Origin of the sequence: Virgibacillus profundi (assembly GCF_002287375.1) — a bacterium.
In the GTDB taxonomy this organism is placed as follows: Bacteria; Bacillota; Bacilli; order Bacillales; family Amphibacillaceae; genus Virgibacillus_K; species Virgibacillus_K profundi.
Window position 1 is genome coordinate 81867 of sequence record NZ_NPOA01000005.1, and the last position, 16698, is coordinate 98564.

General features: G+C 38.8%; 13 protein-coding genes and 1 other annotated feature (1 of these 14 cut by a window edge). Of the genes, 12 read left to right on the forward strand and 1 reads right to left on the reverse strand.

All coding sequences use genetic code 11. The features are described 5' to 3' along the window. Positions 1 to 162: a binding site (T-box leader), on the forward strand; it begins 60 nt to the left of the window's first position. Positions 163 to 206: 44 nt separating this feature from the next. From ileS to pyrE, 12 genes are all read left to right on the forward strand, one after another. Next, the gene (gene ileS / locus CIL05_RS08620) at positions 207 to 2963 is read left to right on the forward strand and encodes an isoleucine--tRNA ligase (RefSeq protein WP_095655124.1); all 2757 of its coding nucleotides are present in this window, start codon (positions 207 to 209) and stop codon (positions 2961 to 2963) included. A gap of 730 nt (positions 2964 to 3693) precedes the next feature. After that, the gene (gene lspA, locus CIL05_RS08625; RefSeq protein WP_095655125.1) at positions 3694 to 4164 is read left to right on the forward strand and encodes a signal peptidase II; all 471 of its coding nucleotides are present in this window, start codon (positions 3694 to 3696) and stop codon (positions 4162 to 4164) included. Next, the gene (locus CIL05_RS08630; RefSeq protein ID WP_095655126.1) at positions 4161 to 5072 is read left to right on the forward strand and encodes an RluA family pseudouridine synthase; all 912 of its coding nucleotides are present in this window, start codon (positions 4161 to 4163) and stop codon (positions 5070 to 5072) included. Before lspA ends, CIL05_RS08630 begins: the two co-directional genes overlap by 4 nt. 167 nt (positions 5073 to 5239) lie before the next feature. Next, on the forward strand, positions 5240 to 5782 hold the full coding sequence (pyrR, locus tag CIL05_RS08635; RefSeq protein WP_095655127.1) for a bifunctional pyr operon transcriptional regulator/uracil phosphoribosyltransferase PyrR: 543 nt from the start codon (positions 5240 to 5242) through the stop codon (positions 5780 to 5782). Between the two features lie 141 nt (positions 5783 to 5923). Beyond that, the gene (locus CIL05_RS08640; protein ID WP_095655128.1) at positions 5924 to 6847 is read left to right on the forward strand and encodes an aspartate carbamoyltransferase catalytic subunit; all 924 of its coding nucleotides are present in this window, start codon (positions 5924 to 5926) and stop codon (positions 6845 to 6847) included. Further along, positions 6804 to 8087 carry a dihydroorotase gene (pyrC, locus tag CIL05_RS08645; RefSeq protein ID WP_095655129.1) on the forward strand — a complete coding sequence of 428 codons (1284 nt, stop codon included), beginning with the start codon at positions 6804 to 6806 and terminating at the stop codon, positions 8085 to 8087. The genes CIL05_RS08640 and pyrC overlap by 44 nt, the downstream gene beginning before the upstream one ends. Further along, the gene (locus CIL05_RS08650) at positions 8080 to 9180 is read left to right on the forward strand and encodes a carbamoyl phosphate synthase small subunit (protein WP_095655130.1); all 1101 of its coding nucleotides are present in this window, start codon (positions 8080 to 8082) and stop codon (positions 9178 to 9180) included. The genes pyrC and CIL05_RS08650 overlap by 8 nt, the downstream gene beginning before the upstream one ends. Continuing rightward, positions 9173 to 12373 (forward strand): carbamoyl-phosphate synthase large subunit, encoded by a 3201-nt coding sequence (gene carB, locus CIL05_RS08655; protein ID WP_095655131.1) that lies wholly within the window; start codon positions 9173 to 9175, stop codon positions 12371 to 12373. Before CIL05_RS08650 ends, carB begins: the two co-directional genes overlap by 8 nt. Beyond that, entirely contained in the window at positions 12370 to 13125 is a 756-nt protein-coding gene (locus CIL05_RS08660; RefSeq protein ID WP_095655132.1) for a dihydroorotate dehydrogenase electron transfer subunit, read from the forward strand. Before carB ends, CIL05_RS08660 begins: the two co-directional genes overlap by 4 nt. After that, positions 13122 to 14036, forward strand: coding sequence for a dihydroorotate dehydrogenase (locus tag CIL05_RS08665; protein ID WP_095655133.1), 915 nt, complete (start codon positions 13122 to 13124; stop codon positions 14034 to 14036). Before CIL05_RS08660 ends, CIL05_RS08665 begins: the two co-directional genes overlap by 4 nt. Next, positions 14033 to 14752 carry an orotidine-5'-phosphate decarboxylase gene (gene pyrF / locus CIL05_RS08670; RefSeq protein ID WP_095655134.1) on the forward strand — a complete coding sequence of 240 codons (720 nt, stop codon included), beginning with the start codon at positions 14033 to 14035 and terminating at the stop codon, positions 14750 to 14752. Before CIL05_RS08665 ends, pyrF begins: the two co-directional genes overlap by 4 nt. Then, on the forward strand, positions 14736 to 15350 hold the full coding sequence (gene pyrE, locus CIL05_RS08675; RefSeq protein WP_095655135.1) for an orotate phosphoribosyltransferase: 615 nt from the start codon (positions 14736 to 14738) through the stop codon (positions 15348 to 15350). The genes pyrF and pyrE overlap by 17 nt, the downstream gene beginning before the upstream one ends. A gap of 553 nt (positions 15351 to 15903) precedes the next feature. On the opposite strand, the gene CIL05_RS08680 is transcribed toward pyrE, so the two are convergent. Beyond that, a complete protein-coding gene (locus tag CIL05_RS08680) occupies positions 15904 to 16668 on the reverse strand; it encodes a class I SAM-dependent methyltransferase (protein WP_095655136.1) in 765 nt (254 codons plus the stop codon). Positions 16669 to 16698 lie beyond the last annotated feature (30 nt).

Sequence of the window (16698 nt, forward strand, 5' to 3'; positions counted from 1 at the left end):
TGAAAGCCCGATGCAGAATTGTTTTTAGAAAATCACTCTGTAGTATCCGTTATGAAATTTAGTAATAATGGACGTTTCATTCACGTTACGAATTTCGAGTGAATTTAAAAGATATTTTTTTAAATTTATAAGGGTGGTACCGCGAGTCTTCTCGTCCCTTCTGGGATGCAGAGGACTTTTTTTATTTAAAAAGGAGGAAGCTAAAAATGGATTATAAAGATACATTATTAATGCCAAAGACAGAATTTCCAATGCGAGGAAATTTACCAAATAAGGAACCGAAAAGACAAGAGCATTGGGAAGAAACTAATTTATATGAAAAAGTTCAGGATAGAACGAAAGGAAGACCGTTGTTTATTTTGCATGATGGACCACCATATGCGAATGGAGATTTGCATATTGGTCATGCCCTTAATAAAATTCTCAAAGATTTTATTACCCGCTATAAATCAATGACAGGTTATCATGCACCATATGTTCCAGGCTGGGACACACATGGGCTACCGATTGAAACAGCATTGACAAAAAAGAAAAAAGTAAAGCGTAAAGAAATGAGCATTGCTGAGTTTAGACAATTATGTGCAGAATATGCTATGGGTCAGGTTGATAGTCAGCGCACGCAATTCAAACAGTTGGGTGTACGTGGAGATTGGGATAATCCGTATATAACATTAACGAAGGATTATGAAGCTGCACAGATACGGGTATTTGGTGAGATGGCTAAAAAAGGATACATTTATAAAGGATTAAAGCCTGTTTATTGGTCACCATCATCTGAATCTGCTCTGGCTGAAGCGGAGATTGAATATCATGATAAACGCTCCCCTTCCATTTATGTATCATTTGAAGTTACGGATGGGAAAGGATTGCTTGAGGGTGGAGAGAAGTTTATTATTTGGACAACAACACCTTGGACAATTCCGGCAAACCTGGGAATCAGTTTGCATCCGGATCTGCAATATGATGTTGTTGAGGTAAATGATGAACGTTATGTAATTGCCAGTGCATTACTTGAAGCTGTTAAAGAACAGTTAGCCTGGGAAAACCCAAAAGTTATAAAAACATTTAAAGGACAGGAAGCAGACAAGATTGTTACAAAACATCCGTTTTATGATCGTGATTCATTAATCATGCTTGGTGAACATGTAACTACAGAAGCAGGTACAGGATGTGTTCATACAGCTCCTGGGCATGGGGAAGATGACTTTGTAGTTGCAAAGTCTTACGGTATCGAAGTACTATCCCCAGTGGATGATAAAGGCTGTTTCACGAGTGAGGCTCCCGGCTTTGAAGGCTTATTTTATGATAAGGCAAACAAGGTAATTACGGAAAAATTAGAAGAAGTAGGAGCATTGTTAAAGCTTTCATTTATAACACACTCCTATCCACATGATTGGCGTACGAAAAAACCGACGATATTCAGGGCAACGTCGCAATGGTTTGCATCCATCAAAGATTTCCGTCAAAATATTCTGGATGAAATCAAACGTATTAACTGGTATCCATCTTGGGGAGAAACCCGACTGTACAACATGGTTCGTGATCGTGAAGATTGGTGTATTTCACGTCAACGTACATGGGGTGTACCGATTCCTGTTTTTTATGGTGAGGATAACACGCCTATCATAACAGATGAGACAATTGAACATGTATCTGAACTATTCCATGAACATGGTTCAAATATTTGGTTTGAATGGGAAGCGAAGGATTTATTACCTGAAGGCTTTACCTCTGAACATAGCTCAAATGGAAATTTCACGAAAGAAACGGATATTATGGATGTCTGGTTTGATTCGGGTTCATCACATGAAGCAGTTTTAAAAGGAAGAGAAGACCACAAACGCCCTGCAGATGTTTATTTAGAAGGCAGTGACCAATACCGTGGTTGGTTTAATTCATCATTATCCACTGCTGTTGCTGTAACAGGGAAAGCACCATATGAAAATATTATCAGTCATGGGTTTGTTTTAGATGGTAATGGTCGGAAAATGAGTAAATCCTTAGGCAATGTCATGGTACCTTCAAAGGTGCAAAAGCAATTAGGCGCAGATATTTTGCGATTATGGGTATCATCAGTTGATTATCAGGCAGATGTACGAATCTCTAATGATATTTTGAAACAAACATCTGAAGCATACCGTAAAATCCGTAATACTTTCCGTTTCATGCTTGCAAACCTTGCTGACTTTGATCCAAATACAGACCATGTTCCTGAAGCAGAATTGGAAGAAGTAGATCGTTATATGCTTCATCGTCTGCAGCAAGTAGTTCGTGACGTACGTGAAAACTATGATAAATTCGAGTTTTCGCCAATCTTCCATCAAATTCATAATTTCTGTGCAGTTGATTTAAGTTCTTTCTATCTTGATTTTGCAAAAGATGTATTATACATTGAGTCGAAGGATAATAAGCGTCGCCGCAGTATTCAAACAGGTTATTATGAAATTTTAACAACGTTGGTTAAATTGTTGACACCAATTATTCCACACACTGCGGATGAAGTATGGGAGTATATTCCAGGCGTGGAAGCAGAAAGTGTTCAACTAACTGATATCCCGAACCCTGAAGAAATTTCCGGCTATAAGGTTTTAGCAGAAAAATGGGATCATTTTATGAAGGTTCGTGATGATGTACTCAAAGCATTGGAAGAAGCTAGAAATGATAAAATCATTGGTAAATCATTAGAAGCTAAAATTACAATAGTTCCAAAAGATGACCAAACCAAAGAAGTATTACAAACAATGGAACATCTCCATCAATATTTAATTGTTTCTGATGTAGTTATTGCAGATAAAGCAGCTAATGCCAAAGCGTATAAATATGCAGATATCTCAGTAGAAAAGCATCCAGGTGAAAAATGTGAACGTTGCTGGATGGCATCCAATACGATTGGGGAAGATAAGGATCACCCTGAACTGTGTACACGATGTGCAGATGTTGTAAAAGAACATTATACAGCATAAATTTATGATACCCTTCTCAAAATGAGAGGGGTATTTTAAATGAAGGCTCTTTTCGTAAACTTTGGGACCACTTCGTTCGCCCCATTGAAACCATTTGTTGCTTTTTTAACTTTCGTAGTTTCTATAAAGTACGACATAGTGAAAATTCATTTGCAAACGCTGGTTGAGAGCAGGGATTCGCTACGGAAACACATTTCGCGGACCTTAGGGCGGCTGGTGAGCCTCCTCGTGCTAGGCACTCGGGGGTCTCACCTATGCCTTTCCTCCCGCAGGAGTCTTCAATGTGTTTCCTCCGCTGGATTTCCGGTTACTCCCGATGTACTGCATTAGTAATCAATTTTCAAAACATCAAACCACTCCACCAGTCCGGGTGAGCGGAGGGCGGTGACTCCTGCGGGAATAGCACGTGTCCGAAGACCCCGCAGAGTGGGTTTCTCGAGGAGGCTAAGGCCGTGCCCGCAGCGATCCCGGACGGCGACATTAGCACATGTTATTGGATTCAATCCCGATTTACTTCGTAGTTTACATCGACTTCAGAGCAGATAACAATAAATCACTTCGATGGGACGAGCAGTGCGCAGTCCCAATCTATGCGAAAACAGCCTTAACAAAAATTCATCAACAGTTGATCCCTGGACATCGATAGCTGCATCACGTGCTTTTGTTCTTGATAATTTACCAATTAAAGTTTAAGATAAATAAGACCTACAATGAAATCGGGGGAAAAGAGATGTATTTGTACTATCTTATTGCACTAGTTATTATTGCAGTTGATCAACTAACAAAATGGGCTATTGTTAAAACAATGGAACTCGGAGAAGAAATTATAATTATTGAAAACTTTTTTTCTTTAACATCACATCGAAATAAAGGTGCTGCCTGGGGAATATTACAGGGTCAGATGATGTTTTTCTACATAGTCACAGTAATTGTAGTCATAGGTGTAATTTATTACATGCAAAAGTATGCCAAAGAGAGTAAAATGCTGGCTATATCACTAAGCTTTATTCTAGGTGGAGCAATTGGTAATTTTATTGATCGTCTCTTTCGTAAAGAGGTTGTTGATTTTTTTGATTTTATAATTTTTAATTATGATTTCCCTATATTTAATATAGCCGATTCTGCACTGGTAGTTGGAGTGTTCTTAATTATTATTGCAACGATTATCGATGAAACAAAGAAAGGAAAAGCTAAAAAATGACATCATTTTATCATACTGTAACAGAAGAACAGGCAAAAACACGACTGGATAAATTATTAGTGGAGCTAAATCAGGATCAAACCCGGTCACAAATTCAATCATGGATAACGAAAGAACATGTTACTGTAAATGAAGAAAATGTTAAGGCCAATTATAAATGTCAAATGGGAGATAAATTACAATGGTCTATTCCGGAAAATATACCATCTGAAATTATACCCGAAAATATAGCCCTATCTATTATTTACGAGGATGATGATTTGCTTGTGGTTAATAAACCAAAAGGAATGGTTGTACATCCATCTGCAGGCCACCAGAGTGGCACACTGGTACATGCACTGCTTTACCATTCTAAAGAGCTTTCGCAAGTAAATGGAGCGGAACGTCCAGGGATCGTCCATCGAATTGATAAAGATACGAGTGGTTTATTACTTGTTGCCAAAAGAGATGAGGTACATATTCAGTTGGCTGATCAATTATCAGCAAAGGAGATCAAGCGTAAATACGTGGCATTAGTCCATGGTGAGATAACCCATGAAACAGGTATGATTGATGCCCCCATTAGACGCGATCCAAAAAGTCGACAAAAAATGGGGATCGTTGATGACGGTAAACCTGCTGTAACCCATTTCAAGGTACTAAAAAGCTACCCTGATTACACCTATGTGGAATGTCAATTGGAGACAGGTAGAACCCATCAAATCAGGGTTCATATGAAATATATTGGACATCCGGTTGTAGGGGATCAAAAATATGGTCCACGTAAAACGATGGATTTGAACGGACAAGCTCTTCATGCGAAACTGCTTGGCTTTACACATCCAACAACACTGGAATGGCTGGAATTTGAAGTGGATGTACCAGAGTATTTTAATGAGGTACTTTCATATATTGATAAAATGTATTGACATATGCTGCCGAATTTGAAATAATAACCAAGATGAATAAATGAACCTTTAATATTGTCCCGTGAGGCAAAAAGGTAGCGGAATGGATTATATATGTAGCTGTACGTATATCCAAAACCCTATACTCCTCATGGAGAATAGGGTTTTTAATTTTTAGGGGTGTAGTTATGAAGAAGAAAACAGAAATACTTGACCAACCCGCAATAAATCGGGCATTAACAAGAATTGCCCATGAAATCGTTGAAAGAAATAAAGGTGGAAAAGACCTTGTACTAGTAGGGATAAAAACAAGGGGTGTACCATTAACCAAACGATTACAGGAAAAAATAAAACAAATTGAAGCAATAGAAGTTCCAATTGGAGAACTGGACATTACTTTATATCGTGATGATTTAGAAAAAATCTCACAGCATGGTGATCCTGAGTTAAAAGCAACAAATATTGATGTTGATCTAACCGGCAAAAAAGTAATACTGCTTGATGACGTTCTTTATACAGGTAGGACGGTGAGAGCAGCAATGGATGCAGTAATGGATATCGGAAGACCCTCACAAATTCAGCTGGGAGTTCTGGTAGACCGTGGGCATCGGGAACTGCCGATTCGTGCCGATTATGCAGGAAAAAATATACCTACATCTGATAAAGAAATAGTTGTCGTACAATTAACTGAAATTGATGAAGTGGACCAGGTATCCATATATGAAAAGTAAATAATTTAACCTTTAATTAAATCCAGAGAGATTTTCAAGGTTGCCATCGGAAAGACGTGGGTACAATACTACACGTATACCTCCTTGCAACCTTTTGCAAGGAGTTTTTTTATAGCTTAAATACAAGGAAGCGGGGGTATTATGCGACATTTTATTACTGTGAATCAACTTTCTGCAGAAGAAATATTTTTGTTAATAAAAACTGCTGAATCATATCAAGAAACAAATTTCCAAATCAATCAGCAATTGTTTGCAGCAAATTTATTTTTTGAACCAAGTACAAGAACAAAATCGAGTTTTGTTGTTGCTGAGAAGAAACTGGGACTTGAAGTATTGGATTTTCATGCAGAAACCTCTAGTACAGAAAAAGGGGAGTCATTATACGATACCGCGAAAACGTTTGAGTCAATTGGAGCCGATATGCTTGTAGTCCGCCATCAGTCAGACACTTGGATGGATGAACTTGATTCAAATATAAAGATACCCATTATCAATGCAGGTGCAGGCAAAGAAGAGCATCCTACACAATGCTTGCTGGATCTGCTAACTATTTATCAGGAATATGGACGTTTTGACGGGTTGAATGTACTAATTTCTGGGGATATAAAACATAGCCGTGTTGCCCATTCTAATGCCTTTGCTTTAAAAAAATTAGGCGCAAAAGTATTTATAAGTGCAGCACCTGGCTTTGAGGATAATACTTTAGGTTTTCCGCATATCTCCATGGATGATGCCATTAAATTTTGCGATGTAGTCATGCTTCTGAGAGTTCAGCATGAGAGACATAAACATACTTTAGAAACAATGGAGTATCTGGAAAATTACGGTTTAACAAAAGAACGTGAAAAACAAATGAAAAAACATGCAATAATTCTTCATCCTGCTCCTGTAAATAGAGGAGTGGAAATAGATTCAGATTTAGTGGAATGTGATCGTTCAAGAATTTTTAAACAAATGTCAAACGGTGTATTTATACGTATGGCAATAATTACAAAAATATTAACGGAGTGGGGGATATTGAATGAAAATAGTATTGAAAAATGCCAAACGGTTATTGCCAACTAATGAAATGGAAAGTTGTGAGGTACTGATAAATGATAATAAAATAATAGAAATCAGTACAGATATTTCCGGGGAAGCAGATCAGGTTATCAATTGTGGGGGAAACTTGCTTTTACCCGGGTTTATTGATGTCCATATTCATTTGCGTGAACCAGGTGGTGAGCATAAGGAGACGATTAAAACAGGCACAAAAGCTGCGGCCCGGGGTGGGTTTACGACTGTTTGTGCAATGCCTAATACAAACCCTGTGCCGGATAATAAGGAAACTGTTCAGGAACTTTTAGAGAAAATTAAGCAAGACGCAGTTATCAGGGTATTGCCATATGCTGCAATCACCAAAGACTTAAAAGGTGAAGAACTGACTAATATCGCAGGGCTTGCTGAAACAAAAGTTTTTGCATTTACAGATGATGGTGTAGGAATACAGACTGCTGATCAAATGCTTCGTGCAATGAAGGAAGCAGCAGCTTGCGATATGCCAATTGTTGCACATTGTGAAGATAATTCAATTGTTTATGGTGGAGTTGTTCATGACGGGAAAGTAAGTGAAGCACTGGACTTACCAGGTATCCCCTCATTAAGCGAGTCCGTACAAATTGCTCGTGATGTGCTATTGGCTGAAGCGGCGGGATGTCATTACCATGTCTGTCATGTAAGTACAAAAGAATCAGTTCGGGTTATCCGTGATGCAAAGAAAGCAGGAATTCACGTTACAGCAGAAGTCACACCACATCATCTGCTTTTGAATGAAGAGTCTATCACAGAAAACGATGCTAACTTAAAAATGAATCCCCCATTAAGATCGAAAGAGGATCAGGCTGCATTACTGGAAGGCCTTCTGGATGGCACAATTGATTTTATAGCGACAGATCACGCACCACATGCGGAAAGTGAAAAAGCAGCAGGATTTTTAAAAGCACCATTTGGAATAGTTGGACTAGAAACAGCATTTTCCTTATTATATACAAAGCTTGTATTGAAAAATAAAATTACCCTCAATCAATTAGTAGATTGGATGACCATTAAGCCTGCTGACGTATTTAATCTCCCATATGGAAGATTGGAAGAAAAGGCAATTGCAGATATTACATTGGTTGATATAGAAAAAGATTCAGTAATAGATAAAGAAAGCTTTTATTCAAAAGGAAAAAACACACCCTTCCATAACTGGGGTACTACAGGCTGTCCTGTAATGACAATCGCAGATGGAAAAGTAGTTTACAAGGAGGATGACAATGGCTAAACGGCAATTAATTCTTGAAAATGGAACAGTATTTACCGGTGAAGGTTTTGGAAGCAACCATACAATAACAGGGGAATTAGTTTTTAATACCGGGATGACTGGCTATCAGGAAGTTATAACAAACCCTTCCAATAGTGGGAAAATAGTCATGATGACATATCCTCTTATAGGAAATTATGGAATCAACAGGGATGACTTTGAAACAATAACTCCATCTATTCATGGATTTATTGTAAAGGAGGCGGCCGAATTTCCCTCTAATTTTCGAAGTGAAGAAAGTTTGGACAGTTATTTAAAAGTAAATAATATACCAGGGATATCGGGCATTGATACGAGAAAATTAACAAAAATCATCCGTAAATATGGAAGCATGAATGTAATGATTGCAGGTGTGGATGAATCTGTTGAAGAATGTCTTGAGAAGCTGCGAAATTTACCTGTTGAATCTGATTTGGTAAAAAAGGTATCCACCGTCAAACCATATGTTGTACCAGGACGGGGAAAGAGAATTGTGCTGGTCGATTTTGGAATGAAACACGGAATTCTCAGGGAATTAACAAAAAGAAATTGTCATATAACCGTTGTCCCCTACAATTATAGTGCAGAAAGTATCATGCGGTTAAGGCCTGACGGTATCATGCTGACAAACGGACCTGGAGATCCCAAGGATGTACCTGAGGCCATTGAAATGGTCCAGCATGTTTTAGGAGAAATTCCTGTGTTTGGCGTTTGTCTGGGACATCAGATTTTTGCATTGGCATGTGGTGCGGATACAGAAAAAATGAAATTTGGACAAAGTGGTGGAAACTATCCGGTAAAAGACATCCAGACTGACAAAACTTATCTTACATCACAAAATCATAGCTATACAGTTGTGAAGGATTCCCTTACTTATACGGAGCTTGAATTGTTCCAGCAGTCATTAAATGATGGAAGCGTACAGGGGTTAAAGCATAGAAAATATGCAGCATTTTCTGTCCAGTACCATCCGGAAGGCTCGCCGGGTCCTGAGGATACCAATTATCTTTTTGATGATTTCCTGCAGATGATTAAACAAACACAAAAGGAAAATGAGGTGAAGGAAAATGCCTAAAAATACATCCATTAAGAAAATTCTTGTTATCGGATCAGGTCCAATAATCATTGGACAGGCTGCAGAATTTGATTACTCCGGTACTCAAGCCTGCCAGGCCTTGAGAGAAGAAGGTTATACTGTTGTACTGGCAAACTCCAACCCGGCTACGATAATGACTGACCATACTGTGGCAGACAAGGTCTATATGGAACCATTAACCGTTGAATTTTTAACAAAGATTATTCGCAAGGAACAGCCGGATGCACTGCTTCCGACACTTGGAGGGCAAACTGGGTTAAACTTGGCGGTTGCACTGGAAAGTACCGGTATTTTAGCAGAGTACAATGTAAATTTACTGGGGACATCCTTGGATGCTATTCAAAAGGCAGAGGATCGTGAAAAATTCAGAGACCTGATGAATGAATTAAATGAGCCAGTACCTGACAGTCAGATTGTAAATACTGTAGAGGAAGCAAGTGAATTTGCAGCAGAAATTGGCTTTCCGCTAATCGTTCGTCCTGCATATACACTTGGTGGTACAGGTGGTGGCATGTGTAACAATGAAGAAGAATTAAAACATATAACAGCAAATGGCCTATCACTATCGCCGGTTAATCAGTGTTTAATTGAAAGAAACATTGCAGGCTATAAAGAAATCGAATATGAGGTAATGCGTGATAAAAAGGATCAGGCAATTGTAGTATGTAATATGGAAAATGTTGACCCGGTTGGAATTCATACAGGTGATTCGATTGTAGTAGCACCATCCCAGACGTTAAGCGATCGGGAGAATCAATTGCTTCGTAATGCTTCCCTGAAAATAATTCGTGCGCTTGAAATTGAGGGTGGCTGTAATGTTCAGCTTGCACTGGATCCAAATAGCTTTAATTATTATATTATCGAAGTTAACCCAAGGGTAAGTAGGTCTTCAGCACTGGCATCAAAAGCAACCGGTTATCCGATTGCAAAAATGGCTGCTAAAATAGCAGTAGGTTTAACACTGGATGAAATTATAAATCCAATAACAGGAACAACCTATGCATTGTTTGAGCCTGCACTGGACTATGTTGTTACAAAAATTCCGCGCTTCCCTTTTGATAAGTTTGTTACTGGTGACCGCAGTCTTGGAACACAGATGAAAGCAACAGGTGAGATTATGGCTATCGGACGGAATTTTGAAGAGTCATTATTGAAAGGGATACGCTCACTTGATATAGGAACTGATGATCTTTGGTTAAGTAATTTAAAAGAGGCATCGAATGAGCAATTGGAAAAACGGCTGATAAAAGCTGATGATGAAAGAATTTTTGTTCTGGCAGAGTCACTAAGAAGAGGTATATCAACAGAGCAAATTTTCAAGCTAACAAAAATAGACCGATTTTTCCTGGTTAAATTGGAAAAACTCATTAAATTAGAAGAAGAATTAGTTCAGCATAAATTTTCAAAGGAATTATTGACTAAAGCTAAAAAATCTGGCTTACCTGATACACAAATAGCACGTTTATGGAATGTTTCTGTTGACGAAATCTATGAACAAAGACAACAAGAAAAAATTACACCTGTTTATAAGATGGTTGACACATGTGCAGCTGAGTTTGAATCAGTAACTCCATATTTTTATAGCAGCTATGAAGATGAAAATGAATCAATAAAATCCGACCATAAAAAAATACTTGTATTGGGTTCAGGGCCGATCCGAATCGGTCAGGGGATCGAATTCGATTATGCAACGGTTCATTCGGTATTGGCAATTAAAGAAATGGGCTATGAAGCAATTATTATGAATAATAATCCGGAAACCGTTTCAACAGATTTCAGTATCTCTGACAAGCTTTATTTTGAACCATTGACATTGGAAGATGTTATGCATGTAGTAGAACTGGAACAGCCTGAAGGAGTTATCGTCCAATTTGGTGGACAAACAGCTATTAACCTAGCAGCAGGACTTGAAAGAAGAGGGGTAACCATATTAGGAACAGAACTGGAAGCAATCGATCGTGCGGAAGATCGTGATAAATTTGAAATACTGCTTGAGGAACTAAATTTATTACGTCCTAAAGGAAAAGCGGTGCTTAAGCTTGACCAGGCTCTCGACGTAGCAAACGATATTGGCTATCCGGTGTTGGTACGACCATCTTACGTAATCGGTGGAAGCAGAATGGAAATTGTTTACGATGACGAGGAATTGCAATCATACTTGAAAAAATCGAATAACATCAATAATGAACATCCAATTCTAATAGACAAGTATATTACGGGAATTGAAGTGGAAGTTGATGCGATAAGTGATGGGGAAACAACAATTGTCCCCGGTATTATGGAACATATTGAACGTTCCGGTGTTCACTCAGGGGATTCGATTGCGGTTTATCCACCACAACGAATCAGTGAAAATGTGAAACAGAAATGTATGGATGCAGCCGGTCAAATTGCTAATGCCTTACATGTAAAAGGACTAATTAATATTCAATTTATCATTCGCAATGATGACGTTTATGTACTGGAGGTTAACCCCCGTGCAAGCAGGACAATTCCGTTCCTGAGTAAGATTACCGGTGTAACGATGGCGAATATTGCTACCAAGAGTATTTTAGGAACAAAGTTGGCAGATTTGGGCTATCAAACAGGAATTTTACCTGAAAATGATCAAGTATCCGTGAAAATCCCTGTATTCTCCTTTGAGAAATTACGAAGTGTTGATACGATTCTTGGACCTGAAATGAAATCAACCGGTGAAGCTATAGGACATGACAAAACCTTGGAAAAGGCATTGTATAAAGGATTGGTTGCGTCAGGATTATCCATACCTCAGGAAGGTGCGGTACTTTTAACTGTAGCAGATAAAGATAAGGAAGAGGTACTGGAAATAGCTGATCGTTTTCATCAGCTTGGCTTTCAGCTGTACGCGACAAAAGGAACAGCTGCTTATGTCAAACAATCAGGTATCCCTGTAACAGAAGTTGCTAAGATAGGATCCTCTGAGCCCAATGTACTGTCCGTAATTAGAAATGGAAATGTACAGTTTGTAGTGAATACACTTAATTCCGGTAAAAAACCGAGATCAGACGGTTTTAAAATTCGCCGGGAAACTGTAGAGCATGGCATTGCCTGCTTAACTAGTCTGGATACAGCAAATGCGATCTTAAATGTGATTGATTCGACTACTTTCAGTGCCAAACCAATGACAAATAAAGAGGCTGTTAAACGATGATAAAAAAAGAAGAAATGCTAATTAAATCAGTGAAATCCATCGCTTTGGATACAATTGAGATGGTGCTTAACAATAGGTACATTAGCCGGGCGGCGGTGCCGGGACAATTTCTTCATGTCGATATCCAGGGGCACACACTAAGAAGACCAATATCGATTGCAGATGTAGATAAATCAGAAGAAACAGTAACAATTCTATTTAAAATAATGGGTTCCGGTACAAAACATCTATCAGCCTATCAAACTGGTATGACATTTAGTGTTCTGGGTCCGAGCGGAAATGGATTCAATATCGACAATAGAGAAGCAAAATCAGTGTTATTAATAGGTGGCGGTATTGGTGTACCGCCCTTATATTACCTTGGTAAAAGATTGGCTGAAGAAGGAAGGGAAATTATATCTGTACTTGGATTTCAATCAGCTGAAAGTGTTTTTTATGAGCAAAAGTTTCAGGAGCTGGGTGAATCTTTTATTGTTACAAATGATGGATCCTATGGGGATAAGGGCTTTGTTACAAATGTTCTGGGTAAAGTTAAAGACTTTGATTGCTATTACTCCTGTGGTCCTTCACCAATGCTTAAAGCAATAACAGAAAGACTTGAACATAAACACGGCTATATTTCATTGGAAGAGCGGATGGGCTGCGGGGTAGGCGCTTGTTTCGCCTGTGTAATCCCAACAGATACCTCAGGTGGATATAAAAAAATCTGTAAAGATGGCCCAGTCTTTTCGAGTCGGGAGGTAACTTTATGACGAATTTAGCTGTGGATTTACCGGGATTAAAACTTAAAAATCCAATCATGCCTGCTTCCGGTTGTTTTGGATTTGGCCGTGAATATAGCGAATTTTATGATTTAAGCAAACTGGGTGCAGTTATTATGAAGGCTGCTACTGGTTCAGAGCGGTTTGGCAATAATACGCCACGTGTTGCCGAAACAGCATCCGGAATGCTAAATGCTATCGGTCTGCAAAACCCGGGTGTAGAAAAGATAATCGAAACAGAGGTACCTTATCTGGCAAACTATGATATTCCTATAATCGCAAATGTAGCTGGCAGTACGATAGAAGAATACGAGCTTGTAGCTAAGACATTTAATCAAACAGATCAAGTTCATGCACTTGAATTGAATATCTCTTGTCCCAATGTAAAAGAAGGCGGAATTCAGTTTGGGACAGATCCGGATATGGCAGCAAATGTAACGAAGAAAGTAAAAAAAGTTAGTGATCTGCCTATTTATGTGAAGCTTTCCCCAAATGTTTCAGATATTGTTGCAATGGCAAAAGCGGTAGAAGCTGCTGGTGCTGATGGATTAACCATGATTAACACATTATCAGGAATGCAAATCCATTTGCCAAACAAGCACCCATTATTAGCCAATAAAACCGGTGGCTTATCAGGTCCTGCAATAAAACCGGTTGCCATCAGAATGATCTATGAAGTAAAACAGCATGTTTCTATACCGGTCATTGGTATGGGCGGAATTAGTAATGCTGAAGATGTATTGGAATTCCTATTGGCAGGTGCAAGCGCAGTTGCGGTTGGAACAGCTAATTTTCAAAATCCATTTATCTGTCCGGAAATTATTGAAGAATTACCAGCAGTGCTGAAAAAATACGGTTTTAACTCTGTGCAGGATGCAATCGGAAAGGGGATAGTTGTATGAGCAAATCTATTTATCTGGCACTGGATTTTCCTACATGGGAAAAGTCCAGACAATTCCTTATTTCCAATAATCTCGAAGGTGTTCCGGTAAAAGTGGGGATGGAATTATTTTACCGTGAAGGACCAGGCATTATCGAAAAGTTAAAAGAAAATAATCATCCAATTTTTCTTGATTTAAAATTACATGATATTCCAACAACGGTAATGAAGGCAATGAGCAATCTTGCCAAACTGGAAGTGGATATGGTGAATGTTCATGCACTTGGTGGAAGTGAGATGATCAAACGAGCAAAAGAAGGACTGATCAAAGGATCAAAGAGCGGTCATCAGACAAAATTAATTGCGGTAACCATACTAACTTCCATGGATAATGAAACAATGAATCATGAGCTTTTATTACCGGGAGATCTGGATAAAAATACAATTCATTTTGCTAAAATGGCTAAACAGAGTGGGGCAGATGGAGTTGTTTGTTCTGTTCATGAAGTATTGAAAATCAAACAAAAATGTGGTTCAACATTCTCAACTGTTACACCGGGAATCAGATTGCAAACTACATCGCATGATGATCAGAAACGGGTGTCTACACCTGGATTTGCCAGGGAAAACGGAGCAGACTTACTGGTGATAGGAAGAAGTGTAACACAAGCAGTAAATCCATACGAAGCGTATCAACAAGCAGTGAAGGAGTGGGAAGCAGATGGGATTACATCATGAACTCACAAGAGATCTATTAGAAATTAAAGCAGTACAAATAAATCCGGATAACTATTTCACCTGGACTTCTGGAATCAAATCACCAATTTATTGTGATAACAGGCTAACCATGTCACATCCAGCAGTACGCAGAAAAATAACAGATGCATTTGTGAAGATCATCAAAGAAATGGATGAAAAACCTGAAGTCATTGCAGGCTGTGCTACTGCTGGAATTCCCCATGCAGCATGGCTGGCTGAAAGACTTGATCTACCAATGGTGTATGTTCGTTCAAAACCAAAAGGACACGGTAAAGGAAATCAGATTGAAGGGGAATTTGAAAAAGGTGCGAAGATACTAGTAATAGAGGATCTCATTTCTACAGGGGGGTCATCCATTGAAGCAGCAAAAGCAGTGCAAAACCAAGGTGGGGAAGTACTTGGAGTCCTGGCTATTTTCACCTATGGATTACAAAAATCAGTTCAGGAATTTTCAGCAGCAAAAATTCCATTCCAAACTATTACAGGATTTGATCTATTAGTAGATGCTTTAGTCGAAGATGGTAAAATAACGAAGGAAGAGAAAAATGAATTATTGTTGTGGCGGAATAAAGTATAACTTAGGATGTTCGCCTGGACTGGGACTGCGATTACTTTCCCCACCAAAAGGCTTATTGTAATCTGCTCCGTAGTCGATAGAAAAGACGACACAGTGAAAATTCATTTGCAAACGCTGGTTGAGAGCAAGGATTCGCTACGGAAATACATTTCGCTTTCCGCGGGCGGCTGGTGAGCCTTTCCTCCCGCAGGAGTCTTCAATGTATTTCCTCCGCTAGAATTGCGCTTTAAAACTTTGTTTAAATTTCTTGATTAATTTAAACAAATGCTTGCACATTTGTAGCGGTTGTTTGGAGTGGAGGACCGTTGACTCCTGCGGGAAAAGCACGTGTCTGAAGACCCCGCAGAGTGGGTTTCTCGAGGAGGCTGAAGCCGTGCCCGCGGAAAGTAACGGTCCGCAGCGGAAAACAACCAAGCGCATACGTCGTCTTCTATAGAAAATACGAAATTTAAAAAAGCAATAGTATTTTGGTGGGGCGAACGAAGTGCAGTCCCACAGTTTACGAAAAGAGCCTTAACCTAAAAAAACTAAAAAGAAATGACCCCAGTGAAGGTCATTTCTTTTTACATAGCACCATCCACTCGTCAATTGTAAAGGAATGAATAGTTTCACCGGTAATTTCAATTTGATAGTATTCCTGTAAATCTTTTGTTGCGTCCAAAATAAATCTGCTGACTTTTTTTCTGTCATCTTCTTTATCAAGCGTACGATTTATCCACTCATCATATGGTAGTGTTTTCTTCCTGTTCTGGTGGTTGGTAACAGATAAATTATAATTGTTGAGAAGCTGTTTCCATTCTGAAATCCTCAATGAACGAACATGGCTGTAATCACGCATTTTCTCCAAAGTGTTAATAAACTCACCATATGGTAGGTTTTCGGAGACTACATTGTCAATTAATAGAAATTTACCATCACGATTTAAAACGCGCTGCACCTCACTGATAAATCTTTCCGGGTGAGGAAAGTGATGTGCTGCGATTCTGCATGTTACAATGTCGCAGGAATTATCCAGAAAAGGCAGATTTTCAGCATCTGCAACCACATAGTCAATGTTAGTTAAGTTTGTTAAATGGGCTGCTGTGTTTTCAAGCATTGCTTTTGTAATATCTGTAGCAATTACTCTTTTTACAGAAGGTGATAGTTGTTTTGCTACATGACCGCCACCTGTTGCAATATCCAGAACTGTCATATCCAGCTGAGGGTTCAGCCACTTTGTTAACATGGGCAGATCGCTTCCCTTGGAATGGGTACTGCTCGTAACATATTTGTCTTTACTTTTTGAGAACACTTCAACAACAACATCTTTTTCTTTCAAACTAATACACCTCCAAATAAACTTTCTTAT

Bases quoted from the DNA above. Each gene is read 5' to 3' on its own strand.
- ileS (WP_095655124.1), top strand. From the start codon at position 207: ATGGATTATAAAGATACATTATTAATGCCAAAGACAGAATTTCCAATG.
- lspA (WP_095655125.1), top strand. From the start codon at position 3,694: ATGTATTTGTACTATCTTATTGCACTAGTTATTATTGCAGTTGATCAA.
- CIL05_RS08630 (WP_095655126.1), top strand. From the start codon at position 4,161: ATGACATCATTTTATCATACTGTAACAGAAGAACAGGCAAAAACACGA.
- pyrR (WP_095655127.1), top strand. From the start codon at position 5,240: ATGAAGAAGAAAACAGAAATACTTGACCAACCCGCAATAAATCGGGCA.
- CIL05_RS08640 (WP_095655128.1), top strand. From the start codon at position 5,924: ATGCGACATTTTATTACTGTGAATCAACTTTCTGCAGAAGAAATATTT.
- pyrC (WP_095655129.1), top strand. From the start codon at position 6,804: ATGAAAATAGTATTGAAAAATGCCAAACGGTTATTGCCAACTAATGAA.
- CIL05_RS08650 (WP_095655130.1), top strand. From the start codon at position 8,080: ATGGCTAAACGGCAATTAATTCTTGAAAATGGAACAGTATTTACCGGT.
- carB (WP_095655131.1), top strand. From the start codon at position 9,173: ATGCCTAAAAATACATCCATTAAGAAAATTCTTGTTATCGGATCAGGT.
- CIL05_RS08660 (WP_095655132.1), top strand. From the start codon at position 12,370: ATGATAAAAAAAGAAGAAATGCTAATTAAATCAGTGAAATCCATCGCT.
- CIL05_RS08665 (WP_095655133.1), top strand. From the start codon at position 13,122: ATGACGAATTTAGCTGTGGATTTACCGGGATTAAAACTTAAAAATCCA.
- pyrF (WP_095655134.1), top strand. From the start codon at position 14,033: ATGAGCAAATCTATTTATCTGGCACTGGATTTTCCTACATGGGAAAAG.
- pyrE (WP_095655135.1), top strand. From the start codon at position 14,736: ATGGGATTACATCATGAACTCACAAGAGATCTATTAGAAATTAAAGCA.